The sequence below is a fragment of the Fusobacterium sp. FSA-380-WT-3A genome (assembly GCF_012843705.1).
Lineage (GTDB): Bacteria > Fusobacteriota > Fusobacteriia > Fusobacteriales > Fusobacteriaceae > Fusobacterium_B.
The window spans coordinates 276,057-302,373 of sequence record NZ_JABAFQ010000001.1; the positions used below are offsets into that span (position 1 = coordinate 276,057).

Sequence of the window (26,317 nt, forward strand, 5' to 3'; positions counted from 1 at the left end):
CAAGTGTAGTTTTTCTTTTTTAATTATATAAAATTTCTGCTATATTTTTCCTATATTTACTTGATTGTTCTATTTCTATTGTATGACTTTCCATTAAGAATTTTCTTGCATTCCATTTAGTTGATAAAAGTCCATTATCTGGGTCTAAATTTTGATAATATAAATCTCCACTTGCCACCAAACTATCAATAAATTCAAACTTACTTGGAGAATAATATCCAGCATTTATTATTTCTTCATAATATCTTTTCCAAATAGGAGCAGCTAATCCTCCTCCTGTTCCTCTAGGAATTTCTTTATTATCATCATATCCCAAATAAACTGTTGTTACATATTCTGGAGTTATTCCTGCATACCAAACACTCAAAGAGTCATTAGTCGTTCCAGTTTTTCCTCCTTGTTCTATATTTTTTCCTTTTTTGGTAACTACAGTGGCAGGTTTACTTGTTCCATATTTTACAGAACTTACTAATAAATTAGTTGTAAGAGCAATGTCTCTAGTATCAAAAACTTTTTTTACACTTGGTGTATTTTTAATTAAAGTATTTCCATCTTTATCTCTTACTTCTAAAACACACATTGGCTCTACAATATAACCTCCATTTGAAAAAATTGCAAATGCTTTCGACAAATTTAATGGTGTAGCTGTTAAAGCTCCTAAGGCAGCACTTAAATTTGTAGTTGGTTCCATTCCAATATCTAATTTTTTGACATTTTCATTTAAAAACTTCGGTGTGATATTTTCTAATAATTTTATAGCCACACTATTAGCTGACCTATTAAAAGCTTCAAGTAAAGTTTGGTTATTTTTATATGTTGTTGTAACATTCTTTGGAGCCCACCCATTATCATAAAGAGCTCTAGAATCCTCTATTATAGTATTTTCTTTGTATCCTTTCATTATTGCAGAAAGATATACAAAAGGTTTAAATGATGACCCAATTTGTCTACTTGATGATATAGCTCTATTAAAGTTTCCAGGAATAAAGTTTCTACCTCCAATTATGCTTGTTATGTATCCATTAGAACTATTAATAGTTACCATAGCTCCTTCTAATTCTGGATTATCTACAATTGGTTGATATTCATTAAATACTTGTTGTGCCACTTTTTGCATATTGTAATTAAGTGTTGTAAATACTTGTAATCCACCATTATAAATAAGTTCTTCATCAAAGTTTTCTTGTAAATAATCTAAAACTAAATCTGTAAAACTTGGAGCTAAAGATTTATTTACTTTTTCTCTTTCATAAACAATAGTAGTTGTTACTGGGTCTATTTTTCCCTCTACATCTTCCTCTAGAATAAATTTATGATTTATAGCTTTTTGATATTCATCTTCACTAATAAATCCATAACGTTTCATTTGTGAAAGAACTAATCTCATTCTCTCTAACGAAGCATCTAAATTTTTTCTAGGATTATAATATCCTGGTCTATTAGGAATTCCAGCAAGCATAGCAGCTTCTGAAATATTTATATATCTAATATCCTTTTTAAATAGAGATTTAGCAGCGCTTTTTACTCCATAATCTCCCTCACCAAAATAAATTTCATTTAAATATTTTACAAAAATTTCATTTTTGGTGTATCTTTTTTCTATCTCAACTGTCAAAATTGCTTCTTTTATTTTTCTTGATAATTTTTTTTCATGATTTAAAAAAGCATTTCTTGCTAATTGTTGAGTAAAAGTACTAGCTCCTTGACTTTTACTTCTTGATTTTATATTTACCACAATGGCCCTCATTAGTCCAATAGGGTCAATTCCATAATGGTTGTAAAATCTTCTATCTTCAATAGCCACAAAAGCATCTTTTAAATTTTCTGGTATTTCATCAAATTTTGCTGGAATTCTTGACTCTCTATATAATTCATCTATTACTACTCCATTCATATCATAAACTTTTGTAGGAATAGATGGCGTATAAGATTCTATTAAATTTTCTATATCTGGCATCTGTTTTTTATAATGATTTATAACTAAAGTCACACTTAAAATTCCAGTAAAAAATAAAACTACGCATGTCATTAATGTTATTTTAAAAGCTTTTTTCATTGAATTATCTCCATTTATTTAGTTGTTCTTTGTCTTAATTGTCCACAAGCCCCATCTATATCTGTACCTTTTTCTCCTCTTATTATAACATTTACTTTCCTATCATTTTTTAAATAATTATAGAATCTTTCAATTTTTTTCTCACTAGGTCTTTCAAAATCATTTTCTACCACAGGATTATATGGTATTAAATTTAATGCATGGTCAAATTCATGTACAAAATCTGCTAACATTTCAGCATCCCCTTGTGATACATTAAAATCTTTTATTAAAATATATTCAAAAGTTATTCTTCTATTTGTTCTTTTTTGATATTCCTGTAATACTGTAAATAAATCTTCTAATGGATATTTTTTATTAATTGGCATTAACTCATCTCTTTTTTCATTGAATACAGCATGAAGAGAGATTGCCAATTCAACTTGCAATTTTTCTTCCATTAGTCTTTCTATTCCTGTAATAATTCCAGATGTTGAAACTGTTATTTTTCTTCTTGAAATATTAAGTCCCTTTTCATCAGAAAGTATTTTTATAACTTTTATTAGATTATCAATATTTAAAAATGGTTCTCCCATTCCCATAAAAACTATATTATTTACATTTTGTTCTCTGTTTCTAAGTCTTCTCTCTATTGTATAAATTTGATTTAAAATTTCGTGAACTGTAAGATTTCTCTCATATCCTGAAGCACCTGTTGCACAAAATTTACATTTTATAGGACATCCAACTTGTGTAGACACACAAACTGTATTTCTATCTTTATGTTTTAATAATACTGTTTCTATTGTATTTCCATCTTCTAGTTTAAATAAAAATTTTTCTGTACCATCTATTTTTGAAATTTGATGATTTATTATATTTAATAATGGTATATATGAATTATTATCTAAAGTTTCTCTATCTTTTAAAGAAATATTTGTCATATCATGAATATTTCTAACTAACTTTGAATGTAACCAATTATATATTTGTTTCCCATAAAATTTCTTCATTCCAAGTGATAAAATATAATCTGTTAATTCAGCCTCATTAAGATTTAATAATGCTATTTTTGAGTTTTCCATTCTTCCTCCATCTTTATAAAAAATTGTATTTGACTATATATTTTATCAGTTTTTTAGAAAAATAACAAGCATTTATTATTATAATATGTTATCTAATAACTCTATTATCTCTTTTTTTGTGGCAGTTCCTTTTATATTTCCTTGATTTTGACTTCCACCACCTTTTAAAGTATTTTTCTTTTTGATAATTTTTTTTATAATTTCATTACAATTTAAAGTATTACTACTTAACATAATTGCACTATCTGAAATTCCTATAAATGTTTCATCTCTATCAGAAAAATATTTTCTGACCTCATTAATAACATCTTTTTCATCTTCATAAATCACAATTTTTTTATCTTTTATAATTATTGGAGTTTTTATTAATGTTTCAAATATATTTTTTGAATATTTTTGATTTAAAAGTCCATAGGCTCTTTTTAAATTTTCATGTTCTGCCATATATTTTTCTAACATTTCAATAATTTCATTATTTCTACAACTAAACTTATGATTTAATTCTTTTATGACTTCTGATTTTTTATTATAATCTTCAATAGCTCTATCTCCAGCTAATAAATAAAATCTTGTGTATTTTCCTTTTATTCTTTCATGAGAAAGAATTTTTAAAACTCTTGCTTCTTGAATATTTTTTAGATGAAATCCAGCACAAGCACAAAAGTCATAATTCTCTATCTCTACAATTCTCACAAGTCCATCTTTTATCTTTTCACTAAGTGGTTTTCTAAGAGGTAATTCTTTTGCTTCTGGAATAGTTACATTTTTTTCTATTACTTTAGCTCCAGTTTTTATTACTTCATTTACTTTTTTCTCTAGTTCTTTTATAGTTTCTTCTGAAATATTATCACTGTCTAAATCAACAGTAGTTACTTCTTCAGCCATTCTAAATCCCACATTGTGTAATCCAAAATATTTTGTGGCAACACCTGAGAATAAATGTTCTGCTGTATGTTGAACAGCTATATCTTCTCTTCTTTTCATATCTATAGAATACAAATATTTTCCAACTTCTAACTCTCTATCTATTATAATTTTATCAGGTAGAACTTCTAAAACTTTAGCTTCTCCTATATAACCTCTATCACCTAATTGTCCACCCTTTCCGTCTATATAAAATTCTAAAGAATTTTCTTCTAAATAATTTATAGTTATTTCATAATTTTTTTTATTTTTTATACATTTTATTATCTCTAGTTCCAATTAAGTCACCTCTTCAAAATATAAATTTATAAAATAATTATACTATAATTTTTTGTATTTTCAAAGTTAAAAAATAAAATGTCTTTTTCTTAAAAAAATATTGACATTCTAACTAAAATAATGTATTATATTTCGTAGCAAGTAATTGCCCAGATGGTGAAATTGGTAAACACAACAGACTCAAAATCTGTCGGTAGCAATACCTTGCGGGTTCGAGTCCCGCTCCGGGCACCATTTATAAGTAATAATCATATATATCATTATATATGATTTTTTTATTTTTTGTCCTAATTTATATTTTCTTACTAAAATCTATTTATATAAATCTTATTCTTAATATTTTATTAAAGCCCTGCTACTGCCAATAAATCATCTCATTTTTGTAACTCTTCTTTTACTTTCTTATCTCCCTTTAAAATTCTTTCTACTATATCTTTTTTAAAGGCTTCTATTGTTATAGATTTATCTACTTCGGTAGCAAATATATTTAAAGATAATGCCAACATTAAACTAAAAATTAATTTTTTCATAAAAATCATCTCACTTTTTCAAAATTAATTTATAAAGAAATTATGTCACTTTAATATCAAAAAGTATAGTTACATATCTTAAAAATATCAAAAAAATCTTCTTTTATAAAAATAATAAAAACTATAAAAAAACTTGAATTTTATAAGATAAAGTAATATAATAGAAATGAGAAAGGGGCAGAAATGCAACCAAGTATTAGGTGTCCCTACACCTGAACGCTGAATGAAGCACAAACACTGGATTTTTTCCATCTCAAGACTTATATACGCAGTATAGCTGGAGGGATATAAGGGGCTTGAGAAAGGCTGAAAGAGAGAAAATGAGCCGAATATAATACTTCTCTAAAGGGAAACAAACTGTACCAGCAGTTTAATAGGGATTAAAAAAACTTGATTTTTCAAGGATAAAGTAATATAATATAACAAATAATAGAGGTTACGAAGCCTGTCAAAAAATCGTTTTAATAGTTGTAGAGAAAGTTAGTCTTTCTCTATTTTTTATTTTATCCAACTGTATTCTTTAATAAAAAACAGCTGAAATAATTTAAAGTTAATCTTTCTCCATTTTTACCTTCATAAAATGAAACTCTTGAATTTTATAAGATAACATGATATAATGAATTAGAAGATAGAACTTGTCAATCTGTACAGGAAAGTGAAAATCCCTAGCTTCTAATCTTGCCTTGAGATAATATCAATAAATGGTTTTAAAAGGGTTCCCATAAAGTAATGGTTGTAGGCTAACAACGAAAAAAATAGTCTAGCGATAGTTGACAGACAATTTTAAAAACAGGTTCTTTTAATATCTACCATATAAGTAGAAATTTTAAAAATGAGTAAACCTCTGCTCTATTAAATGAGAAACTATAAAAACAAGTAACTATTTTAAAAAGTATAAAAATTTTTTTGCAAGGGTGAAATTAATCCTTGCATTTTTAGTACCTAAAATTATATTTTTAAATAATTGAAAAACTAGAAGTTCCTGTTTTAGCTAGTTGGAGAAGTGAGTGTTTCTCTGAAAAAGAAAGAGATTTATTACTTTATAAATACAACATTTAAAGGAGGAAATTATGGAAAAGATAATAAATTTAGAGGAAAAAAGTTTATATGAGTTTATAATTAACTTAAAACATAGTGATATAGGCGAATTAATAGAAAATAGCAAATCTAAAGAAGAAGAAGATTTTTACTGGAAATTACAAGAATTAATTTTGAGAATACAGCAAGAGAAAATTATAGCTGAAGGCATATTCTAATTTTAAATATAGAGCTGTTTTGAAAAGAGGAAATCTGAGATTAAAAAAAATATAAGATAATACATTTAAAAAAATAAAGATATTTCCATTCTTACTTTCGATTATGAAAAAATAATAGAAAAAATAATTTTTGGAGATTTTCCAAGTTATAGAATAAGAAATGTTAAAATCCTAGAACCTAATTTGTTACCTATTGGTTATTCAAATACCATTGATTCAACCAAGTTAAAAAAATGGATAGAAAGAAGAAAAATCTCAAAAAATAGAAAAAATATGGAAAATGTTTTAAATTTAAAATTAAAAGATTTAAAGCTTGATAATAATAGTTATGTATTATTGTCTAAAAAAAGAAGATATTTTTAAAGAAGGAATAAAATTATTAGAAGCTGTAACTAAAATATATGGAAAAGAAAAAATAGAAGATTTAATGCTTTTCGATTCTCTGATTTATAATACAGATAGACATTTAGGAAATTTTGGAATGTTAGTTAATAATAATACAAGGGAATTTTTAAAGTCTGCTCCTATATTTGACAATGGAAATTCTATTTTATCTTTTTTAAGTGAAGATCCAACAAAAAAAGACACACTTAATCATTATACTTCTAAATTTAATATAGACTTTAATATTTTATCACTCCTTTCTGTACAAGAAAGACATATAGAGGGATTAGAAAAATTAAAAAATTTTAAATTTACAAGACACCCTAAGTTTAATTTAGAAAACAGTCTTTTAGAAAAGGCTGAAGCATTTATTCAAAAAAGAGCAAGTTTTATAATTAATCAACTAAAAGAAAAAAATAAAAAAATCTAAATTAAAAAATTACTATTCTAAAATAACAAAAACATAAGATTTTGCAAGGGGCGATTCTCCCCTTGCAAAACTTTCTTGTCCTGATTTAATTTAAAAATTTCTAATAATCTTTCTTTATTAAAATCAAAAATATTAAAAGTTTTTTCTAAGTTAGAAAGCCTAAATTTATCTTTTTTTCCTTTAAGAATACTTTTGCTAGTAGTAAAAACAATATGTTTCTTATTTTCTTACCATTCTGTAAAATATCTATCTTTTTTCATATTAAAAATAAAATTTTCTTTTGAAGTGGATATTTACATATTTTTTATTATTTTCTGTTAGTCTTATAATATCTCTAGTAAATAAAAAGGATTAATATCTACAAAATATAGAAATTAATCCTTTTTTTCTTACTAAAACCTATTTATATAAGTCCCATTCTTAATATTTTGTTAAAGCCCTGCTGCTGCCAATAAGTCATCCCATTTTTGTAACTCTTCTTCTGCTCTTTCATCTCCTGCCTCAAGAAGTGTTTGAAGTTTATCTTCCAATTCTTCCCATATTTTTTCTGCTTTCTTATCTCCCTTTAAAATTCTTTCTACTATATCTTTTTTAAAGGCTTCTGTTGTTATATATTTATCTACTTCAGCAGAAAATATGTTTAAAGATAATGCCAACATTAGACCAAAAATTAATTTTTTCATAGAATCTCCTTTCTATATTATGTTGACTTTATATACAAATAAATAGTTGTAGATAGACACATGCTCAATAAAAATTTTTTTATTACTTTTCTTCCTCTTTTATTACTACATTATTTTTATTAAATTCTCTTAATTTTCCTTTCTTATTGCCATTTACTACCAAATAATCTTTTTTTACTCCGCCATTCTTATATCTTTCTAAAATATATCTTTCTTCTTTAATTTCTCTTTTTTCATTATATTTTCTTACTGCTATAATTTCTCCATTTTCATAGTAAACTTCTTCTAATAAGTTTCCATTCATATCAAAACTATTATTTTGAATTAAGTCCTTTATCTCTCCATTCTCAAATTTAATTACTTTTTGAATTTCTCCATTCCAATTTCTAAAAGTTCCAAGTCCTGTATATAATTTATCAGTAATATAGTCATAATATTTTCCATAATCATGATATAAACGGAATTGAGTATTTATAATTTCTCCATCTTTGCCCATAACCTCTTTTGTAGAAGGATATTTTATTCCATCTAAAAATATTCCATACATTATTACTTGTCCTTTAAAGAAATTTACAATTTTGTTATATTCCTCTTTCTCTTTTATAGCATCCTCATCTTTTTTTTCTACATATTTATTAATTTTTTCATATATTTCTTTTACTTCTTTTCTTGCTTCTTTTTTATGTAAAACTTCTGCTTCATAAAGTAATTTAAATTTTTCTTCCTTATTTAATTCTTTATACCTTCCACAAGAACATAATAATAATCCTATAAATAAAATAGTTAATATTTTTTTCATAATTATTCCTCCTGAGAAATTTCTTCTGATTCATCTGGATTCTTATTTTGTAAAATAAAAGATACTCCCATTGAGATTAATCCTAAAAGTAACACAATCCAAGCAAAAGAAAATCCAATATAAGATCTTGCTTCTTTGTCGATACTCATAATTTGAATAAATAAATATAAAAATGACATTACATATAAAACAGCAGAAATTAATATTCCTGATTTAAAATAAAATTTATGTTTTTTATAAGCTGAATAAGCTGTAAAAGCTCCACTCATTATAAATAATATAACTATAAATCTAATAGTAAATGTTTGTTGAGATATATCTACAAATCCTTGGAAATCTTTTAATCTTCCTAAAGTTGTCACTCCAAATCTTATTTTTCCAAAGAAAGGTATATTAGCCCCAACAAAAGGCATAAATGCCCCTAATATATATAAAATTCCACCTACTACACCTATAAAATGATAGTTTTCACTTTTTACATTAGTTCCTATTTTATTTTTTACAAACTCTTCAGATTTATTATAAATTTTTTCTACATTTTCTTTAAAATCACCTTTCAACATTTCTTCAGATTTATTGCGAAGATTGTCAAAAGTTTCTTTTACATTTTCTTTATTAATATTAAATTTTATTAAGTTATTAACAGTTATATAAGTTGTAAATTCTCCCTCTTGCAAAGTTTTTTGTATTTCCATTATTTCTTTTGCTGTTGGTATTTCTATATTTTCATCTTTTAATTCTTGCAACTTTGTTTTTAATATTCCAGTAGCTACCTTTTCTATTCCTTCCTCTTTTTCAGCTAATCCTGTTATTCCTTCAAAATCTGGAAATTTTATTAGAAATTTTCCATTTTCTAATTGTTTTACTACAGCTATATATTTATATGATTTTTCCATAATATCCTCCTTATTTTACACTTTGTCTAGTTTGTCTTTGTTGAATTTGAGAATTATTATTTTCTACTTTCTCTTGTTTTACTTGATTTACTCTATTTTGTTTTGCAGTTTTTGGACTTTGAATTTTATGAGTTGTTGCTATAAGCTTATCATTAGAATATACACGAGTCATTACTTTTTCAGGAATTATTCTTAAATCTTTTTTTAAACTATATTGTGAATAATTTCCATGAAGTTGCTTTATAGTATTTCCATTTACATCATTTCTAAAATATCCATAACTAACAATTTTTCCATTTAAGTCATAAATAGGAAATGTTGTTACAACTACTAAAGATGAATTTGTTTTATTTTGCACTTTTCCAACTAATGAAGTTTCCAAACCTGTTTTTTCTATATATTTTATTTCTAATTTATATCCTTCAAAAGCAAAGTTTTTACCAGAGGGAACAGGTAATTTTATACTAGCAGGAGTGTCACCTTTTAATTTTTCAACCATTCCTATCACATTATCTATTCCAGCCTCTACTCCACTTGAAATCTTATTCATCACAGTATCTACATTTGTACATCCTACAAAAAATAACCCTACTATCAAATTAACTATTAATAATATTTTTTTCATAACTCCCCCTAAAAATTATTGTCTTTGACCATTTACATATTTATATATTTCTTCTTTTCCATTTTTAAATATATATTTTGCATCTCCATCAACTACACCATTTTTATAGTTATAAATCTCTTTATCTCCATTTGAAAAATAATATACAGCTTCTCCATTTTGTAGATTATTTACATATTTATATACTTCTTTATCTCCATTTAAAAATTTTATCTCTGCTTCTCCATTTTTTATTCCATTTTGATAATTATATGTTTCCACTACTCCATCAGAATAAGTAAGAGTTGCTTTTCCTTCAGGCTTACCATTTTTTTCTTTATAAATTTCTGTTGAAACTATATTTTTTCCATTAAAATTAGTTTTTATAACATCATTTTTAGTTTTATATTCTTTTTTTCCTATAACTTCCCCTTTATCATTTTTTATTTCTTCTACCCTATAAAAACTATTTTGATTTTCTTTATTATTCATTCCCACTTTTTTCTTAATAGCTTCAAAATCTAAAGGCACATAATCTTTTGCCACCTGATTTTCTTTTAAGTCAACTTGATATTCTTGGTTTACAAAAGTAGTTCCAAATATCTTTTCTATATTTTTCTTACTATTTCTTTTATCAAGATATGTCATTGTTCCTGAAATACTTGCTGCTATAATTATTGAAACTCCAATTCCTAAAAATAATTTCTTTTTTTCATCCATAATTAACTCCTTAATCATAAGACATCTGTTTTTTTATTTTTTCTAATCTGTTTTTTTAAAGATAATTAAATAAAAAATACTTATAATTTTATAATATATAAATAAGATAAAAAAGTCAATATTTTAGAAAAATTTTTTATTTTATGCTATAATAAGTTTATTTTTAATACACATTTTATAATCTGAAATATTCAAATAAATCTTTTTGAATTTCATTTTTTAATTTTAAAGTATATTTTATATAACTTTCTTCTTTTTCATTAAAACATTGTTGAAATTCTATAACTCTCTCTACTTCTCCTAGATAATAAAAATTCTCTCCCTCTTTTTTCTTCATAAAAGCCTCTATACTATAATAATTATCTGCTATCTTTCCTTCAATAGTTTTAACTCCCTTTTTCTCTAAATAACGATTATTCTTTGAAAACCATGTAAAAATACCAGAATTTATAAATTGATTATCAAATAAATTATTATTATCTAAAGTTATAAAAATTATAACCTTTTTTTCTTCTTCAAATGTTGTATATCCACTAACTTGATACCCATTATTAAAATCTAAATTAAGATTCCAAAATCCTTGTTGTTTTGTGTACTCTTTATATTTTAATATAGATTTTTCTCCTATTTGTTTATAATTTTTTTCTACATAAGCTAAGTTATAATTTATTAAATCATCTATCAATTTTTTAAAATAATTATTTTTATCATACGACTTTTTAAAGTCATCTTCTATGATAAATATATTATTATCTCTTTTAATTATAGGTTCATAAGTTTTTGCTGTAGAAAGACTTGTAAATATCTCTTTTGTAAAATGTTTTAAAGCATTCTCTATATTTTGCTTTTGATTATTTAAAAGGTATCTTTCTTTTATAGCTTTTTCTATCTCCTCAATAGTTATTTTTCCTTTTTCCAAAATTAGTTTTAAAATATTTATCTCATGTAATCTCTTACTTGGAGTAAAAAATGATGATAAATATTCTAAATAATTTTTTTCTAATTTTGTTAAATTTTCTACAAATTTTGGTCTTAAAACTTTTAAAACTTCATCATAATCTTTTTTATACTTCAAAATTATATTTGGTTCTATCATATTTCTATTAAAAAAATCAAATAAAAAAGGAATCCTTCCAAGTTGTTTTTCTAATAAATTAAAATCATGTTCAATATTTTTTTTAGTAGAAAAATTTGTAGAATTTATATTTTCAAATATTCTTTCTTTTACTATCTCTTCAAAAATTATACTGCTTTCCCCTGGAATCATATTTGTCCCATTAATTAAAAATCTTTTCATATAATCTTTATCAAAACTATTATTTTGAGATATAGCAGTAGGAATTAAAAAGTTATTTTTATAATTTCCTATAAAATCAAGAATAACTACATAATCTTTATCATTATATTTTCTAAGCCCACGACCTAATTGTTGAATATAAATTATAGAAGATTCTGTTGGTCTTAAAAATATAACTTGATTTACACAAGGAATATCTATCCCCTCATTAAATATATCTACAGATATAATATACGAAATCTCTCCTTTTTCCAATTTTGAGATTGCATTTTCTCTCTCTTCATTGGTATTTTTTCCTGTTAGTCCAATAGATAATATTCCTCTCTCAAGAAATTTTCTCTCTAACTCATATACTTCCTCTACTCTTGATACAAATATAAGTCCATGTAACTTTTCTCCAGAATATCCATAATATTTACTTTTTTCAAGTATATGGTCAACTCTTTTATCTACAACTAAATCTTTTATAGTAGTATCTTCAGATATCTCTTTTCCATCAACTAAAATATCAGAAATTCCAAAATAATGGAAAGGGCAAAGTAAATTTTCTTTTAAAGCATCATGTAATCTGATTTCATAAACTATATTGTGGTCAAACATCTTATAAATATCAAAATTATCACTTCTTTCTGGAGTAGCTGTCATACCTAAAATAAATTTAGGTTTAAAATAATTAATTATTTTCTGATAAGTTTTAGCTCCCCCATGATGCACTTCATCTACTATTATGTAATCAAAATATTCTGGAGAAAAATTGCTAAGATGTTCATCTCTATTTAAAGTTTGTACCATAGCAAATAAATAATCTGTATCAATAGGACATTCCCCATATATCCCCATTTTTTTATCATCAATTATACTTTTAAATGTAAGAAGCGATTTATCTAAAATATTTTTTCTATGGGCTAGAAACAAAAATTTTTTAGGTTTAACTTTTTTTACATCAAAAGCTCCAAGATAAGTTTTACCTGTACCTGTAGCACTTATTAAAAGTCCCTTTTTTTCATTTTTTCTCAAAATTTCCAGATTTTCTAAAGCTTCCTTTTGCATTAAATTTGGTTTTACATCTTTTAATAATATTTTCTCATTTTCATAATTTATTTTTTTATAAAATTCTCTACTAGATAGATACAAATTTTCATATTTTTCTATATCTTCCATAGTAAGAATTGGTAAATCCAAAAAAATATTATTAAATTTTTCTAAAGAGTCTTGTATCAATTTTCCATTTTCTAAAGAAGTTACTTTTAAATTCCATTCAAAATTAGTAGTTAAGGCTGTTTGTGTAAGATTACTACTTCCTATTATCATTGTCCAAATATTCCCTTTTCTAAAAAAATATCCTTTAGCATGGAATTTTTCTTTAGATAATAATTTTATCTCTATATTTTTATATGAAAGTAATTTTTTTAATGCTTTTGGTTGAGTAAAATTAAGATAATCTCCTGTGAGTATTTTTCCATGTATATTTTTTTCCTCTAAAATTCTAAGTTGTTCTAATAATAAAGTTATTCCACTCTCTGTTATAAATGCTACAGAAATTATAAATTCATCACAATTTTCTAATTGACTTCTAATAGTAGTTATTATCTTTTCTTCATTATTAGAAAGTAATTTATGTTGATATTTTTCAAAAGAATTAAATTCACTATTAATTAAACTAGTTTTATAACTATCCATTAAAGATAATTCCATATTATCCTCCAATTTTTTTATAATTATTATATCATATCTTTATTTAGGATAAAAAATCTTTATTTATATTTATTATAAGTCTATCTCTATACTATTTCATTTATTTTTAATAATAAATTTTCTTATGTTCCAATAGTATCTTTAAACCATAAAAATTTATTCTTATAAATTTACGAAATTTAAATTTTTTATTAATTATATTTTTTTATTATTTTAAATTATTTTTTATAAAAAAATACACCTAAAAATTTTAGGTGTATTAAAAATTTTAATTATTTTGCACTTAAAGCAGCCATAGTTATGTAGTTATATGGTTGATTAAAATGAGGTAAGAAGAAAATATCTAATAATTTTAATTTATCAATAGTTACTTTTTCTTGAATAGCTAGTGAAAACATATGAATTCCCATAGATATATCTTGTTTTGAAGCCATTTGAGCTCCTAAAATTCTTCTTGTTTCTTTATCATAAACTATACGAATTTTTACTTTATCATTATTATGTTCTATGAAAGCTGGTTTTTGTAAATCTTCATAGTCAGTAGCAATAGCATTATATCCTAATCTAGTAGCTTTTTCTAAAGTTAATCCTGTTGAAACCATATTTAATCCATAAATAGATATTCCATTAGAGCCTTGAACTCCTATACTTTCTAATTTTGTTCCACAAACATTGTGAGCTGCTACTACTCCAGAACGAACAGCGTTAGTAGCTAAAGCTATATAATTTGTATTTTCAATAGAGTTATCAAATACAGTAGCACAATCTCCAATAGCATAGACATCATCTAGACTTGTTTTTTGAGTTAAATCTACTTTATAAGCTCCATTTTTAAATAATTCAAGAGTTCCTTTTCCTAAAATATTATTTGGAACAAAACCAACAGCTAAAATTACCATATCAGCTTTGTAAGTTTTTTTATCAGTTATAACTTCTTCTACTTTATCAGTTCCTTTTATTTCTAAAACTTTTTCTCCATAATTTACTTTAATTCCATTATCAGATAGATTTTTACTCATCATATTTCTGAATTCAACATCATAATATCCTGATAAACAACTATCACTTAAATCAACAAGATTTACATTTTTTCCACATCTTTGGAATGCTTCAGCTAACTCTACTCCAATATATCCAGCTCCAACTACAACAATGTCTTTTAAATCTTGATTTTTTAATTTTTCTATAACATCTGCTGCATGTTGATATAATTTAACAAATTGAACATTTTTTAAATCTTTTCCTGGAATATTTAAATCAATTGGTAATGAACCTGTTGAAAGTATTAATTTATCATATGATTCCTCATATTTTTCTCCATTTTTTCCAGTTGCAAAAACAACTTTCTTTTCAAAGTCTATATTGTTAACTTCAGTTTCCATATGAATTTTTGCACCTTTAGATTCTAAAATTTCTTTAGAAGAATAAAATAATCCTTCTGGTCCAGAAATTTGTTTTCCAATCCATAAAGCCATTCCACAACCTAAAAAGCTAATATTTGAGTTTTTATCAAAAACTACTACTTCATTGTTAGGATAATTATTTAATATTGTATTTATTGTAGCTGTCCCAGCATGATTTGCACCCACTACTACTATTTTGCTCATTGAATTACCTCCAAATTTGTTATAATTACACTTAGTTACAAGCATATTATACTATATAAAAATAAAAAAGGCAAGATATTTTATAATTGAAAAAAACTCTTTAAAAAAAAATTTTTTTTAGTATAATATAAGTATCAATAATTATGAGGTGAGTATATTAATGGAAAATATGAGAGAAAAAATAAAATTCTCTAAAAGAATAGTTATAAAAGTTGGAACTTCAACTTTAACATATTCAAATGGAAATTTGAATTTCCATCTTATGAATAGACTTGCTTGGGTTTTAGCTGATTTAAAAAATCAAGGAAAAGATGTCATTTTAGTTACTTCTGGAGCTATTGGAGTAGGGTCTAAAAAATTAAATTTTAAAACTAGACCTACTGAAATTAGAGAAAAACAAGCTGCAGCAGCTGTTGGACAAGCTGAACTTATGCATATTTATCAAAATTTTTTAGGAGAATATAATCAAGGAGTTGCTCAAGTTCTTTTAACAAAAGATGATTTTAAAGAAGGTGAAAGAAAAACAAATACAACAAATACTTTAGAAACTCTTTTATCTTTTGGAGTAATTCCAATAGTAAATGCCAATGATACAATTTCTACTTTTGAAATAGAATTTAGTGATAATGATAGATTGTCAGCTAGTGTTGCTTCATTATTAAAATCTGACCTTTTAATAATTTTAACAGATATAGATGCTCTTTATGATTCAAATCCTAAGACTCATCCTGAAGCTAAAAGAATATCTTATGTCGAAAAGGTTACTGATAATATTTTAAAGATGGGTGGAGAAAAAGGAAGTGAATTTAGTGTAGGTGGAATGGAAACTAAGCTTCTAGCTGCTAGAGAATGTTATGATGGTGGAGTTATGATGGCTATAATAGATGGGTCAAATCCTTTATATATTGAAGATTTAATTCAAGGAAAAGATATAGGAACAATTTTTGGTTGTTGTAAATAATTTAGGAGGTTATATGTATATTGAAAATTTAGGATTATTAGCAAGAGAAGCTGAAATTCAGATTGCTCAACTTTCAACTGAAATTAAAAATGAAGTCTTATTAAAATCTGCTGAAGCTCTTTTAAAAAATTCTACTAAAATTATAGAAATTAATAAAAAAGATGTAGAAAAGGCTAAAGAATCTGGAGTAAAAGATGCTTTTATAGATAGACTTACTTTAACAGAAAAAAGAATTAAAGATATGGCTGAAGGATTAAAACAAATTGTTTCTTTAAATGACCCTGTAGGAGAATTTATATATGGAAAAACTTTGCCTAATGGACTTATTATTCAACAAAAAAGAGTTCCTTTAGGGGTAGTAGCTATAATCTTTGAATCTCGTCCAAATGTTACAGCTGATGCCTTTGGATTATGTTTAAAAAGTGGGAATGCTGTTATTTTAAGAGGTGGAAAAGAAGCTATAAATACTAATATTGCTATTGTAAAAGTTTTTAAAGAAGTTTTAAAAGAATGTAACTTGAATGAAAATGCAATTCAAATTGTAGAAAATACAAGTCATGAAATTGCAAATGAACTTATGAAAGCTCATGAATATATTGATGTTTTAATCCCTCGAGGAAGTTCAAGACTTATAAATACAGTTATTAATAATAGTACAATTCCTTGTATTCAAACAGGTGTTGGAAATTGTCACATTTTTGTTGATGAAAGTGGAAAATTAAATAATGCCATAAATATAATTATAAATGCAAAAACTCAAAGACCTGGTGTTTGTAATGCAGTTGAAACTCTTTTAATTCATAAAAATATTGCTAAAGATTTACTTCCTGATTTAGGAAAAGAATTAATTTCTAGAAATGTAGAAATTAGAGGAGATGAAACTGTAAAAAAATATATAGAAAATTCTATTGAATCTACTGAAGAAGATTGGGCAACAGAATATGAAGATTATATTGTAGCAATAAAAGTTGTAGAGGGATTAGATGAAGCTATAAAACATATAGCAAAATATGGAACTAAACATTCAGAATGTATAGTTACAGAAAATTATTCTAATGCTCAAAGATTTTTAAATGAGATTGATGCTGCTGCTGTATATGTTAATGCTTCTACAAGATTTACAGATGGTGGTCAATTTGGTTTTGGAGCTGAAATAGGAATTAGTACTCAAAAACTTCATGCTAGAGGTCCTATGGGATTAAAAGAACTTACTACAACTAAATATGTAATATTAGGAAATGGGCAAGTAAGAAAATAAGTTAAAAGGAGGTATTGTATAGATAAATATTTTTATTTATCATACAAAATATAATTTATGAAAATAATAGTAACAGGTGGAGCTGGGTTTATTGGTGGAAATTTTGTACACTATATGTTAAAAAAATATAATGACTATAAAATTATCTGTCTTGATAAATTAACTTATGCTGGAAATCTTGAAACTTTGGCTCCTGTAATGGAAAATAAAAACTTTAAATTTGTAAAAGGAGATATTGCTGATAGAGAGTTTGTATATAATCTTTTTGAAGAAGAAAAACCAGATATAATAGTAAACTTTGCTGCTGAAAGTCATGTGGATAGATCAATAGAGGATCCTGGAATATTTTTGCAAACAAATGTAATAGGAACAGGTGTTTTATTAGATGCTTGTAAAAAATATGGAATAAAGAGATATCATCAAGTTTCAACTGATGAAGTTTATGGTGATTTACCTTTAGATAGACCAGATTTATTTTTTACAGAAAATACTCCATTACATACATCAAGTCCATATTCGGCTTCAAAAGCTTCTGCTGATTTATTAGTACAAGCTTATCAAAGAACATTTAAATTACCTATTACAATATCAAGATGTTCTAACAACTATGGACCATATCATTTTCCAGAAAAATTAATTCCTTTAATGATAGCTAATGCATTAAATAACAAACAATTACCTGTTTATGGAAAAGGTGAAAATGTAAGAGATTGGTTATATGTAGAAGACCATTGTAGAGCAATAGATATGATAATTCATAACGGAAAAGTTGGAGAAGTCTATAACATTGGTGGACATAATGAAAGAACTAATCTAGAAGTAGTAAAAACTATAATAAAGGAGCTTGGAAAATCAGAAGATTTAATAAAATATGTGACAGATAGGCCAGGACATGATATGCGTTATGCAATAGACCCAACAAAAATAAAAGAAGAATTAGGCTGGGAACCAGAAACTTTATTTGATGAAGGAATAAAGAAAACAATAAAATGGTATTTAGATAATAAAGAATGGTGGACAAATATAATAAATGGAGAATACCAAAATTATTATAAAAAAATGTATGAAAATAAATAGGTGATATTATGATATTAATTACAGGAGCTAATGGACAACTTGGTTTCGATTTTCAAAGATTATTTAAAGAAAAAAATATAGAATACATAGCTACTGATGTAAATGATTTGGATATAACAGATATAGAAAAAGTAAGGGCTTTTGTAAAAAACAAAAATATTTCTTTGATTATAAATTGTGCTGCTTATAATAATGTTGATAAAGCAGAGGACGAGATAGAACTTTGCACAAAATTAAATACCTATGCCCCTAGAGATTTAGCAATAGTATCTAAAGAAATAGGTGCTGAATATATAACATACTCTACTGACTTTGTATTTGATGGCAAAAAAAATTCTCCATATACTGAAGAAGATATTCCTAATCCTTTATCTGTCTATGGAAAAACAAAATATTTAGGAGAGCAAGAAGTTTTAAAAAATTATGAGAAATCTTTTGTAGTAAGAAGTTCTTGGGTTTTCGGTATTGCCAACAATAATTTTAATAAACAAGTTATCAACTGGAGCAATGGAAAAACACAACTATCTTTAGTAGATGACCAAATATCAAGTCCTACATATTCTAAAGATTTAGCTTATTTTACTTGGAAACTTATTCAAACAAAAAAATATGGACTTTATCATTTCTCTAATAATGGTGAAGCTTCAAAATATGATCAAGGAAAATATCTATTAAATAAAATTGGTTGGAATGGGGAAGTAAAAAAAGCTAAAACTAGTGATTTTAATTTAAAAGCTCAAAGGGCCCCTTATACAAAATTAAATAGTGAAAAAATTGAAAAAATTTTAAATGAAAAAATTCCCACTTGGCAAAATGGAATTGATAGATTTTTAGAAGAAAATAAATAAAAAATAAAAGGGTTATTCTTAGTTAGTAAACTAAATATTGAATAACCCTTTATTTTATATTTTAAATTTATCTCTATTATCTAAGAGTAATTTTATCATTTTCTAAACTATCAATAATTGCTAGAGAATATAAGTTTATTCCTGCTTCTTTTAAAATTTTTGCTCCATCTTGGAATCCTTTTTCTACTGCAATTCCTACTCCTACCACTTCTGCTCCTGCTTCTTCAACTATTGTTTTTAATCCTAAAATTGCATTGCCCATAGCAAGAAAATCATCAACTATAAGAATTTTATCTCCTTTATTTAAAAATTCTTTAGAGACTGTAATATTATATTCCTTTCCTTTAGTGAAAGAACGAACAACTGTATTATAACTATCTCCCATTGTAGAAGGTTTATTTTTTTTAGCAAAAACTAAAGGTACTTGAAAAGCATGTGCTGTTGTAACTCCTATAGCTATTCCAGAAGCCTCAATAGTCAATATTTTATTTACTCCTAAATCTCCAAAAATTTTTTTAAATTCTTCTCCCATAGCATACATTAAATTAGGGTCAATTTGGTGATTTAAAAAGCTATCTACTTTTAATAAAGCAGAATTTGAAACATGACCTTTTTCAATTATCATTTTTTTTAGCATTTCCATAAACTTGTATCTTCTCCTTATCTATTCATTAATTTCTTTTGATATACTTTCTATTAATTTAACTTTTAATTCTCTTAAATCTTTTGATAAATTTACTTTATATTTATGAGGAAACTCCAATCTTTTTCTCTCTTCAGATACTTTTTCAAGACTTTCTAAATAATAATTTCTAGAACCAACTACATCTTCTAAAATTTTATGTTCGTCTGTTATGATTCCATTTTTTACATAAACTCTAGTAAGTTTTTTATAAGTATATTCTCCTTTTACTAATGTACTATTTTTTAGTGGATCTTGTTCATCTCTAGTATTAAAAGTTTCTCCATTAATTATATTTTCTCTATCTTCATCTTTTTCTCTTGCTAGAGTTATAACATCAACATATGCAAATCCATTTTTATCATATATTCTATACACTTCTTTGAAACCTGGATTTGAAACTTTTATTAAATCTTCAGATAATTTTATAACAGGTTGATTATCTATTTCTACAATTTTATATACTCCACCAAAACAAGGATTTGATTTACTAACTGCTATTGAATCCCCAACACCAAAAATATCAACTGAAGCTTTTTGCTCTTTTAAAGACTTTATTAAATCTTCATTTAATCCATTAGTTAAAAATATTTTTGCCTTTTTTAAACCTGCTTCATCTAAAGCTTTTCTACATTTTTTAGATAAATAAGCTAAGTCTCCAGAATCTATTCTCACTCCATAAATTCCATCATAAGAATCATCAATTCCATTTTCTTTAAAAGCTTCTATAGCATTTTTTATTCCCATTTTTAAAGTGTTGTAAGTATCAATAAGTAAAATTAAAGCATTTGATTTTCTATTTTTTCTATATTTTATAAAAGTTGAAAAAGCTTCTTTTTCTGCTTTACTTCCAACCCCAAACGTTTGAATATAAGAATGTGCCATTGTTCCAACACTAGGTACCCCATATCTATATTCTGTTACAAGATTAGAATGAGACATACACCCACCTACTATTGAAGCTTTTGTTCCTGATACAGCACTATCAAAACCATGAGCACGTCTACTTCCAAAAGAAGATACAGCTATTGGATGAGCCGCTCTTGTAACTCTAGAAGCTTTTGTGGCAATAGCCATTTGCATATTCATAATATTTAATATGGGAGTTTCTAGAATTTTAGCCTGAATAAGAGGAGCTTTTATTGTAATTACAGGTTCATTTCCATAAGCTATCTCTCCTTCCCTCATAGCAAAAATATCTCCTGTAAATTTTAATTTTGATAGATAATCCACTAGATGCTGCTCTTTAATTATTTCAGAAAAATATTTTCTTTTTTCTTCTTCAGAAGTTTCATTTAAAATTTTTACAAGTTCTACTACCTCATATATTCCAGATACTACGGCAAGACCATTATCCTCTGTTTTTCTGAAATACATATCAAAAATAGCTTCTCTTTCATGAGTATTTTCCATTACAAAGATATCACTTTCTGTATATTGATATCTATCTGAGTTTATAACTCTTGCAAAATCTGTTAATGCTTTTACTCTCTCCATTTTCTACCTCATCACTTTTATTTATATATACTTTTTATTTTTTATATGATATTAGAGATATTATAGCACTAAATCAAAAAAAAATGAACTTAATTTTAATTTTTTAGAGATAATATTTATATTTATTTAATTGAATAAAATTTTTTTGTATAGTATAATATCTATAATTAAAATAAAAATTATTGTATTTAAGGAGAAAATTATGAGAGCATTAATACAAAGAGTTCTTGAATCTGAAGTTAAAATCGAAGATAAATCTGTAGGAAAAATAGAAAAAGGATTTTTAGTTCTTTTAGGGATTACTCACACAGATACTGAAAAAGAAGTTGAATGGTTAGCTAATAAAATAAAGGGGCTTAGAATTTTTGAAGATGAAAATGGAAAAATGAATTTAGGACTTGATGAAATTTCTGGAGATATACTCATAGTTTCTCAATTTACTCTCTATGGAAATTGTATTAAGGGAAAAAGACCTGGTTTTACTGAAGCTGCTAGACCTGATATTGCTATTCCACTTTATGAAAGTTTTATAGAAAAATTTAAAAAATTTAATATTGGTAAAGTTGAAACTGGTAAATTTGGTGCTGATATGAAAATTTCTCTTATTAATGATGGCCCTGTAACTTTGATGATTGATACAAGAAATATAAATAGTATATAAAAAATAGGAGAAAAATCTCCTATCTTTTATATTAAACCACTATAAACAATTACACCAACTATCCCAGAAATAAATATTATTGTTACAGGACTTAATTTAAACTTTCTTAAAATTCCAATTCCTAATAAAAATAAAATTACTGCTATTTTATTAATATCTCCTAAATTTCCTATAACTTTTTCTCCCCAAAATGCTGATGCAATTATAGAAAGTCCAGCTGATCCGATTAAAGCTACTACAACAGGACGTAAAACATCTAAGACTTTTTTTACTACAGCTAGATTATTATATTTATAATAAAAATATGCCAAAGTCATAACTATTATACAAGATGGAGTAACACATCCTATAGTAGCTATAATAGCTCCTAATAGTCCTGCAACTTTAGTACCAACAAAAGTTGAAGCATTCAAAGCTATAGGTCCTGGAGTCATTTGGGAAATAGTTAAAAGATCTGTAAATTCTGCTATTGTAAGCCATTGATGAATTTCTATAACTTGATGTTCTATAAGAGGAAGAGCAGCATATCCTCCACCTATACTAAAAAGTCCAATTTGTACAAAACTCCAATATAAAGTTAAATAAATCATTTTTTTATCACCCCAATTAGAGCAGCTATAATTATTATTAAGGCTACATTTATATTAAATACATAAGCTACTATAAAAGCTACTATCATTATTATAAGTTGACTTAATCTTTTTTGTTTAACAATATCTAAAACCATTTTATAGACAGCATCAAAAATGACAGCAGCAACTCCAGCTTGCATTCCTTTTAGTGCAGAATTTATTATTATATTACTTTTAAAAGCTTCATAAAAAAATGAAATTATAGTTATTATTATAAGTGGTGGTAAAATTGTTCCTGTTATTGAACAAAGAGCTCCAGAAATTCCAGCACTTTGATATCCTACAAGAATAGATGTATTAACAGCTATAGGTCCAGGAGAAGATTGCCCAATAGCAACTAAGTCCAACATTTCTTTTTCTTCTATCCATTTTAAATCTTCAACAAATTTTTTTTTCATAAGAGGAACTATAACATAACCTCCTCCAAAAGTAAAAGCACTTAAATAAAATGTTGAAAGAAATAATTTCCAGTATGATCTTTTTTCTTTTTCCATATTAATCCCCTTAAACTTAGTAAATTCTACATAAATATTATATAATCTTTTTATTTTTAAGTAAATAATTTTTTATATTTACCAAGCTGCTACTATTCCATCTGTTCTTGGTTCTGTAGCTCCAACTAAAACTCCCTCTTCATTTCTCCAAATTATTTGTCCTCTTCCCATTGCAATAGAATCAGGAACAACTTTTATATCATGCCCCATTCTAATTAATTCCTCTGTTAGAGCATATGGAAAATTTCTTTCTACTTCAATTTTTTTTCCTCCTACCCATTGCCAACGAGGGGCATCCAAAGCTTCTTGAGGATTCATTCCAAAATCAATAGTATTTGTTAAAACTTGTAAATGACCTTGTGGTTGCATAAAACCTCCCATTACTCCAAATGGTCCTATAGGTTTTCTATCTTTAGATAAGAATCCCGGAATTATTGTATGATATGGTTTTTTACCTGGAATAGCACAATTTTCACTTTCAATATCTAAATTAAAATTATTTCCCCTATTATGGAGAGCAATTCCTGTATCAGGTATAACTATTCCTGAACCAAATCCCATATAATTACTTTGAATATATGAAACCATATTTCCATCTTTATCAGCTGTACAAAGATACACGGTTCCACCACAAGAGGGGTCTCCATATTTAGGGTCAATAGCTTTTTCTCCAATTAATTTTCTTCTTTTTTCCGCATATTCTTTAGAAAGTAATTTTTCTGGTGTAACTTTCATATATCTACTGTCTGTTACATAATGTTGTCCATCTACGAAAGCTAATTTCATGGCCTCAATTTGTCTATGAATAGTTTTTGCTGATTCTCTAACAGATTCAAATCTAAATCCTTCTAAAATATTTAAAGCCATCAGAGTAACTATTCCATGTCCATTAGGTGGAATCTCAGAAACAGTATAACCTCTATAATTAGTACTTATAGGCTCTACAAATTCAGCTTTGAAATTCATTAAATCTTCTTTTCTTAAATATCCTCCTGTTTTTTTAGAAAATTCATCTATTTTTTCAGCAATTTTTCCTCTATAAAAAGATTCACAATTTGTATTAGCTAATTCTCTCAAAGTTTTTCCATGATTTGGAAGTTTTATAAATTCTCCTGGCTGAGGTGCTTTCCCATTAAAAATAAAAGTTTCAAACCAAGGTTTAAATTCTTCTTTTATCTGATTATTTTCTTCAAAAGAATTTTTATAATTTTCAAAAGCTGTATTCCATAATTTAGAAATTATAGGAGAAACAGGAAATCCTTCCTCAGCATATTCTATGGCTGGTTTCAAGATTTCTTTTAAGGATAATTTTCCAAATTTTTTAGATAATTCAGCCCAAGCTGATGGAATTCCTGGAACAGTTACAGGAATCCAACCATATTTAGGCATAGTATTTCCATAATTTTCTATAACTTCTTTTGTATTAAATTTCATAGGAGCTGGTCCTGAAGAATTCATTCCATATAATTTATCTTTTATCCAGACAAGAGCAAAAGCATCTCCTCCTATTCCATTACTTGTAGGTTCTAAAACTGTTAAAGCAGCAGCCACTCCTATAGCTGCATCAACAGCATTCCCACCTTTTTTTAAAATATCCAATCCTACCTGAGCAGCAAGAGGTTGAGAAGTACAAACCATTCCTTTTTTTCCATAAACTACTCTTCTAGTTGAAGGATAACTATATTTTAAAGCATCAAAAATAAAATCCATAACCCCTCCTAAACTAATATTTTCATAAAATTATAAACTAGAAAAGAAAATCTTTTAAACAATTAAATTCTAATAAAAAATTTTCTTTATGCCTTTATTATTATTAAATTTATTAAATTTTCCTTTTTAAATAAAATATTTTTTATAAATTTTATAACTTTTTTATATGATAAAATTTTTGAATAATATATTAAATATTATAATTAATAAATTTTAAATAATCAATAAAAGTTATCTAGGATAATTAAGTATCATAAAAATTAAATAATTTTTTATAAATAAAAAAAATTATTGACTTTTAAAAAAAATTGTATTATAATGCTAAAAAATTCATACTAAGAAATTTGGAGGAGATTATGTTAAGATATTTAAGGAGGAGCAATCTACAATTGAATAGTTATTTTTGTTCCAAAAAAATGTCTTTTTGAAATCTTTTTAATATATTTTTATGCCTTTTAATGAGGGGAATTATTATTTGTTTTCAAAATACCAGTTTTTTGGCTGGTATTTTTTTATTTTTAATTATAAAATTTAGGAGGAATCTATGAAAAAATTATTATTTGTGTTGTCTTTAGTTTTTATGTTTATTGCTTGTGGTGGTTCATCTGAAAAAAAGTTGAGGAAAAAGTTTTTATTGTTGGAACTAATGCCGAATATCCTCCATTTGAATATATAGAAAATGGAGAAGTTTGTGGGTTAGATGCTGATATAATCGAAGAAGCAGCTAAAAGAATGGGGATAAAGTATCAATGGTCTAATATAAATTTTGATGGTTTAATCCCAGCTCTTCAAACAAAAAAATTGGATATAGTTATTGCTGGTATGAGTATTACTCCAGAAAGAGCAAAATCTGTTAATTTTTCTACACCTTATTTAGTATCTAAAGTGGCTTTTTTAGGAAATAAATCTAATCCAATAAATGGAGTTGAAAATTTAGTTGGAAAAACTTTTGGAGCAGAATTAGGAACAACCAAAGAAGCTTCAGCTAGAAAAATAAAAGATTCAAAAGTAGTTCCTTTTGCTGGAAATACTGCTGCTCTTATAGCTCTAAAATCTCAAAAAGTTGATGCTATTGTTGTTGATGAAAGTGTTGCCAATAGTTATCTTAATGGAAATTCTGAATTAATGTTAATAGGATTCCAAGAAGGAGAACCTAAAGCTGTTGCATTTAATAAAGATGATGCTGAACTTTTAGAAAAATTTGACAAAGTATTAAAAGAGATGTTAGAAGATGGTACTATAGATAATTTAAGAAAGAAATATGGTGTTTAAT

The 26,317-nt window shown here is 25.6% G+C and carries 25 protein-coding genes and 1 tRNA gene; 10 read left to right on the forward strand and 16 right to left on the reverse strand.

Annotation, left to right across the window (positions count from 1 at the left end):
- Positions 1-19: 19 nt before the first annotated feature.
- The 3 genes from HF862_RS01350 to HF862_RS01360 all read right to left on the reverse strand — a co-directional run bounded on the left by HF862_RS01350 (position 20) and on the right by HF862_RS01360 (position 4,323).
- Positions 20-2,056: a transglycosylase domain-containing protein gene (locus HF862_RS01350; protein WP_170186118.1), complete on the reverse strand. Its 2,037-nt coding sequence runs from the start codon at positions 2,054-2,056 to the stop codon at positions 20-22.
- A gap of 14 nt (positions 2,057-2,070) precedes the next feature.
- Positions 2,071-3,120 (reverse strand): 23S rRNA (adenine(2503)-C(2))-methyltransferase RlmN, encoded by a 1,050-nt coding sequence (rlmN, locus tag HF862_RS01355; protein ID WP_170186119.1) that lies wholly within the window; start codon positions 3,118-3,120, stop codon positions 2,071-2,073.
- 78 nt (positions 3,121-3,198) lie between these two features.
- Positions 3,199-4,323, reverse strand: a complete 1,125-nt coding sequence (locus tag HF862_RS01360) for an alanyl-tRNA editing protein (RefSeq protein ID WP_170186120.1) — start codon at positions 4,321-4,323, stop codon at positions 3,199-3,201.
- Positions 4,324-4,470: 147 nt separating this feature from the next.
- On the opposite strand from HF862_RS01360, the gene HF862_RS01365 reads away from it, so the two are divergent.
- A tRNA-Leu gene (locus tag HF862_RS01365) sits at positions 4,471-4,557 on the forward strand.
- Positions 4,558-4,697: 140 nt separating this feature from the next.
- On the opposite strand, the gene HF862_RS01370 is transcribed toward HF862_RS01365, so the two are convergent.
- Positions 4,698-4,853 carry a hypothetical protein gene (locus tag HF862_RS01370; RefSeq protein WP_170186121.1) on the reverse strand — a complete coding sequence of 52 codons (156 nt, stop codon included), beginning with the start codon at positions 4,851-4,853 and terminating at the stop codon, positions 4,698-4,700.
- Positions 4,854-5,923: 1,070 nt separating this feature from the next.
- On the opposite strand from HF862_RS01370, the gene HF862_RS01375 reads away from it, so the two are divergent.
- Entirely contained in the window at positions 5,924-6,109 is a 186-nt protein-coding gene (locus HF862_RS01375; RefSeq protein ID WP_170186122.1) for a hypothetical protein, read from the forward strand.
- Positions 6,110-6,437: 328 nt separating this feature from the next.
- The gene (locus tag HF862_RS09990) at positions 6,438-6,923 is read left to right on the forward strand and encodes a hypothetical protein (protein WP_240934738.1); all 486 of its coding nucleotides are present in this window, start codon (positions 6,438-6,440) and stop codon (positions 6,921-6,923) included.
- 431 nt (positions 6,924-7,354) lie between these two features.
- On the opposite strand, the gene HF862_RS01385 is transcribed toward HF862_RS09990, so the two are convergent.
- From HF862_RS01385 to nox, 7 genes are all read right to left on the reverse strand, one after another.
- Positions 7,355-7,606 carry a hypothetical protein gene (locus HF862_RS01385; RefSeq protein WP_170186123.1) on the reverse strand — a complete coding sequence of 84 codons (252 nt, stop codon included), beginning with the start codon at positions 7,604-7,606 and terminating at the stop codon, positions 7,355-7,357.
- A gap of 82 nt (positions 7,607-7,688) precedes the next feature.
- Positions 7,689-8,405 (reverse strand): hypothetical protein, encoded by a 717-nt coding sequence (locus tag HF862_RS01390; protein ID WP_170186124.1) that lies wholly within the window; start codon positions 8,403-8,405, stop codon positions 7,689-7,691.
- A 2-nt stretch (positions 8,406-8,407) separates the two neighbouring features.
- A complete protein-coding gene (locus tag HF862_RS01395; protein ID WP_170186125.1) occupies positions 8,408-9,301 on the reverse strand; it encodes a type II toxin-antitoxin system HicB family antitoxin in 894 nt (297 codons plus the stop codon).
- Positions 9,302-9,311: 10 nt separating this feature from the next.
- Complete coding sequence (locus HF862_RS01400; RefSeq protein ID WP_170186126.1) at positions 9,312-9,926, reverse strand: hypothetical protein; 615 nt, start codon at positions 9,924-9,926, stop codon at positions 9,312-9,314.
- A 15-nt stretch (positions 9,927-9,941) separates the two neighbouring features.
- Positions 9,942-10,625, reverse strand: coding sequence for a hypothetical protein (locus HF862_RS01405; protein WP_170186127.1), 684 nt, complete (start codon positions 10,623-10,625; stop codon positions 9,942-9,944).
- Between the two features lie 175 nt (positions 10,626-10,800).
- Entirely contained in the window at positions 10,801-13,617 is a 2,817-nt protein-coding gene (locus HF862_RS01410; protein ID WP_170186128.1) for a DEAD/DEAH box helicase, read from the reverse strand.
- 272 nt (positions 13,618-13,889) lie between these two features.
- Positions 13,890-15,224, reverse strand: a complete 1,335-nt coding sequence (gene nox, locus HF862_RS01415) for a H2O-forming NADH oxidase (protein WP_170186129.1) — start codon at positions 15,222-15,224, stop codon at positions 13,890-13,892.
- A 160-nt stretch (positions 15,225-15,384) separates the two neighbouring features.
- Between nox and proB the strand changes: the two genes are divergently transcribed.
- From proB to rfbD, 4 genes are read left to right on the forward strand one after another with little or no spacing between them, the layout of a single operon-like run.
- Positions 15,385-16,185: a glutamate 5-kinase gene (proB, locus tag HF862_RS01420; protein WP_240934739.1), complete on the forward strand. Its 801-nt coding sequence runs from the start codon at positions 15,385-15,387 to the stop codon at positions 16,183-16,185.
- Between the two features lie 13 nt (positions 16,186-16,198).
- Positions 16,199-17,443, forward strand: coding sequence for a glutamate-5-semialdehyde dehydrogenase (locus HF862_RS01425; protein WP_170186131.1), 1,245 nt, complete (start codon positions 16,199-16,201; stop codon positions 17,441-17,443).
- Between the two features lie 57 nt (positions 17,444-17,500).
- Entirely contained in the window at positions 17,501-18,520 is a 1,020-nt protein-coding gene (gene rfbB / locus HF862_RS01430) for a dTDP-glucose 4,6-dehydratase (RefSeq protein WP_170186132.1), read from the forward strand.
- A gap of 8 nt (positions 18,521-18,528) precedes the next feature.
- Positions 18,529-19,368 (forward strand): dTDP-4-dehydrorhamnose reductase, encoded by an 840-nt coding sequence (gene rfbD, locus HF862_RS01435; protein WP_170186133.1) that lies wholly within the window; start codon positions 18,529-18,531, stop codon positions 19,366-19,368.
- Positions 19,369-19,444: 76 nt separating this feature from the next.
- Here rfbD and HF862_RS01440 read toward each other — a convergent pair whose 3' ends face one another.
- Both HF862_RS01440 and HF862_RS01445 read right to left on the reverse strand, forming a co-directional pair.
- Entirely contained in the window at positions 19,445-20,011 is a 567-nt protein-coding gene (locus HF862_RS01440; protein ID WP_170186134.1) for a xanthine phosphoribosyltransferase, read from the reverse strand.
- Positions 20,012-20,032: 21 nt separating this feature from the next.
- Positions 20,033-21,547, reverse strand: coding sequence for a nicotinate phosphoribosyltransferase (locus HF862_RS01445; protein ID WP_170186135.1), 1,515 nt, complete (start codon positions 21,545-21,547; stop codon positions 20,033-20,035).
- 202 nt (positions 21,548-21,749) lie between these two features.
- Between HF862_RS01445 and dtd the strand changes: the two genes are divergently transcribed.
- Positions 21,750-22,208: a D-aminoacyl-tRNA deacylase gene (dtd, locus tag HF862_RS01450; RefSeq protein WP_170186136.1), complete on the forward strand. Its 459-nt coding sequence runs from the start codon at positions 21,750-21,752 to the stop codon at positions 22,206-22,208.
- 26 nt (positions 22,209-22,234) lie between these two features.
- Here dtd and HF862_RS01455 read toward each other — a convergent pair whose 3' ends face one another.
- The 3 genes from HF862_RS01455 to ggt all read right to left on the reverse strand — a co-directional run bounded on the left by HF862_RS01455 (position 22,235) and on the right by ggt (position 25,044).
- Positions 22,235-22,798, reverse strand: coding sequence for a chromate transporter (locus HF862_RS01455; protein ID WP_170186137.1), 564 nt, complete (start codon positions 22,796-22,798; stop codon positions 22,235-22,237).
- Positions 22,795-23,334: a chromate transporter gene (locus HF862_RS01460; protein ID WP_170186138.1), complete on the reverse strand. Its 540-nt coding sequence runs from the start codon at positions 23,332-23,334 to the stop codon at positions 22,795-22,797. The genes HF862_RS01455 and HF862_RS01460 overlap by 4 nt, the downstream gene beginning before the upstream one ends.
- 78 nt (positions 23,335-23,412) lie before the next feature.
- On the reverse strand, positions 23,413-25,044 hold the full coding sequence (gene ggt, locus HF862_RS01465; RefSeq protein WP_170186139.1) for a gamma-glutamyltransferase: 1,632 nt from the start codon (positions 25,042-25,044) through the stop codon (positions 23,413-23,415).
- Between the two features lie 544 nt (positions 25,045-25,588).
- On the opposite strand from ggt, the gene HF862_RS10085 reads away from it, so the two are divergent.
- Entirely contained in the window at positions 25,589-25,720 is a 132-nt protein-coding gene (locus HF862_RS10085) for a hypothetical protein (RefSeq protein WP_255456927.1), read from the forward strand.
- Complete coding sequence (locus tag HF862_RS01470; protein ID WP_370456836.1) at positions 25,717-26,316, forward strand: substrate-binding periplasmic protein; 600 nt, start codon at positions 25,717-25,719, stop codon at positions 26,314-26,316. Before HF862_RS10085 ends, HF862_RS01470 begins: the two co-directional genes overlap by 4 nt.
- The last annotated feature ends 1 nt before the right edge of the window (position 26,317 follow it).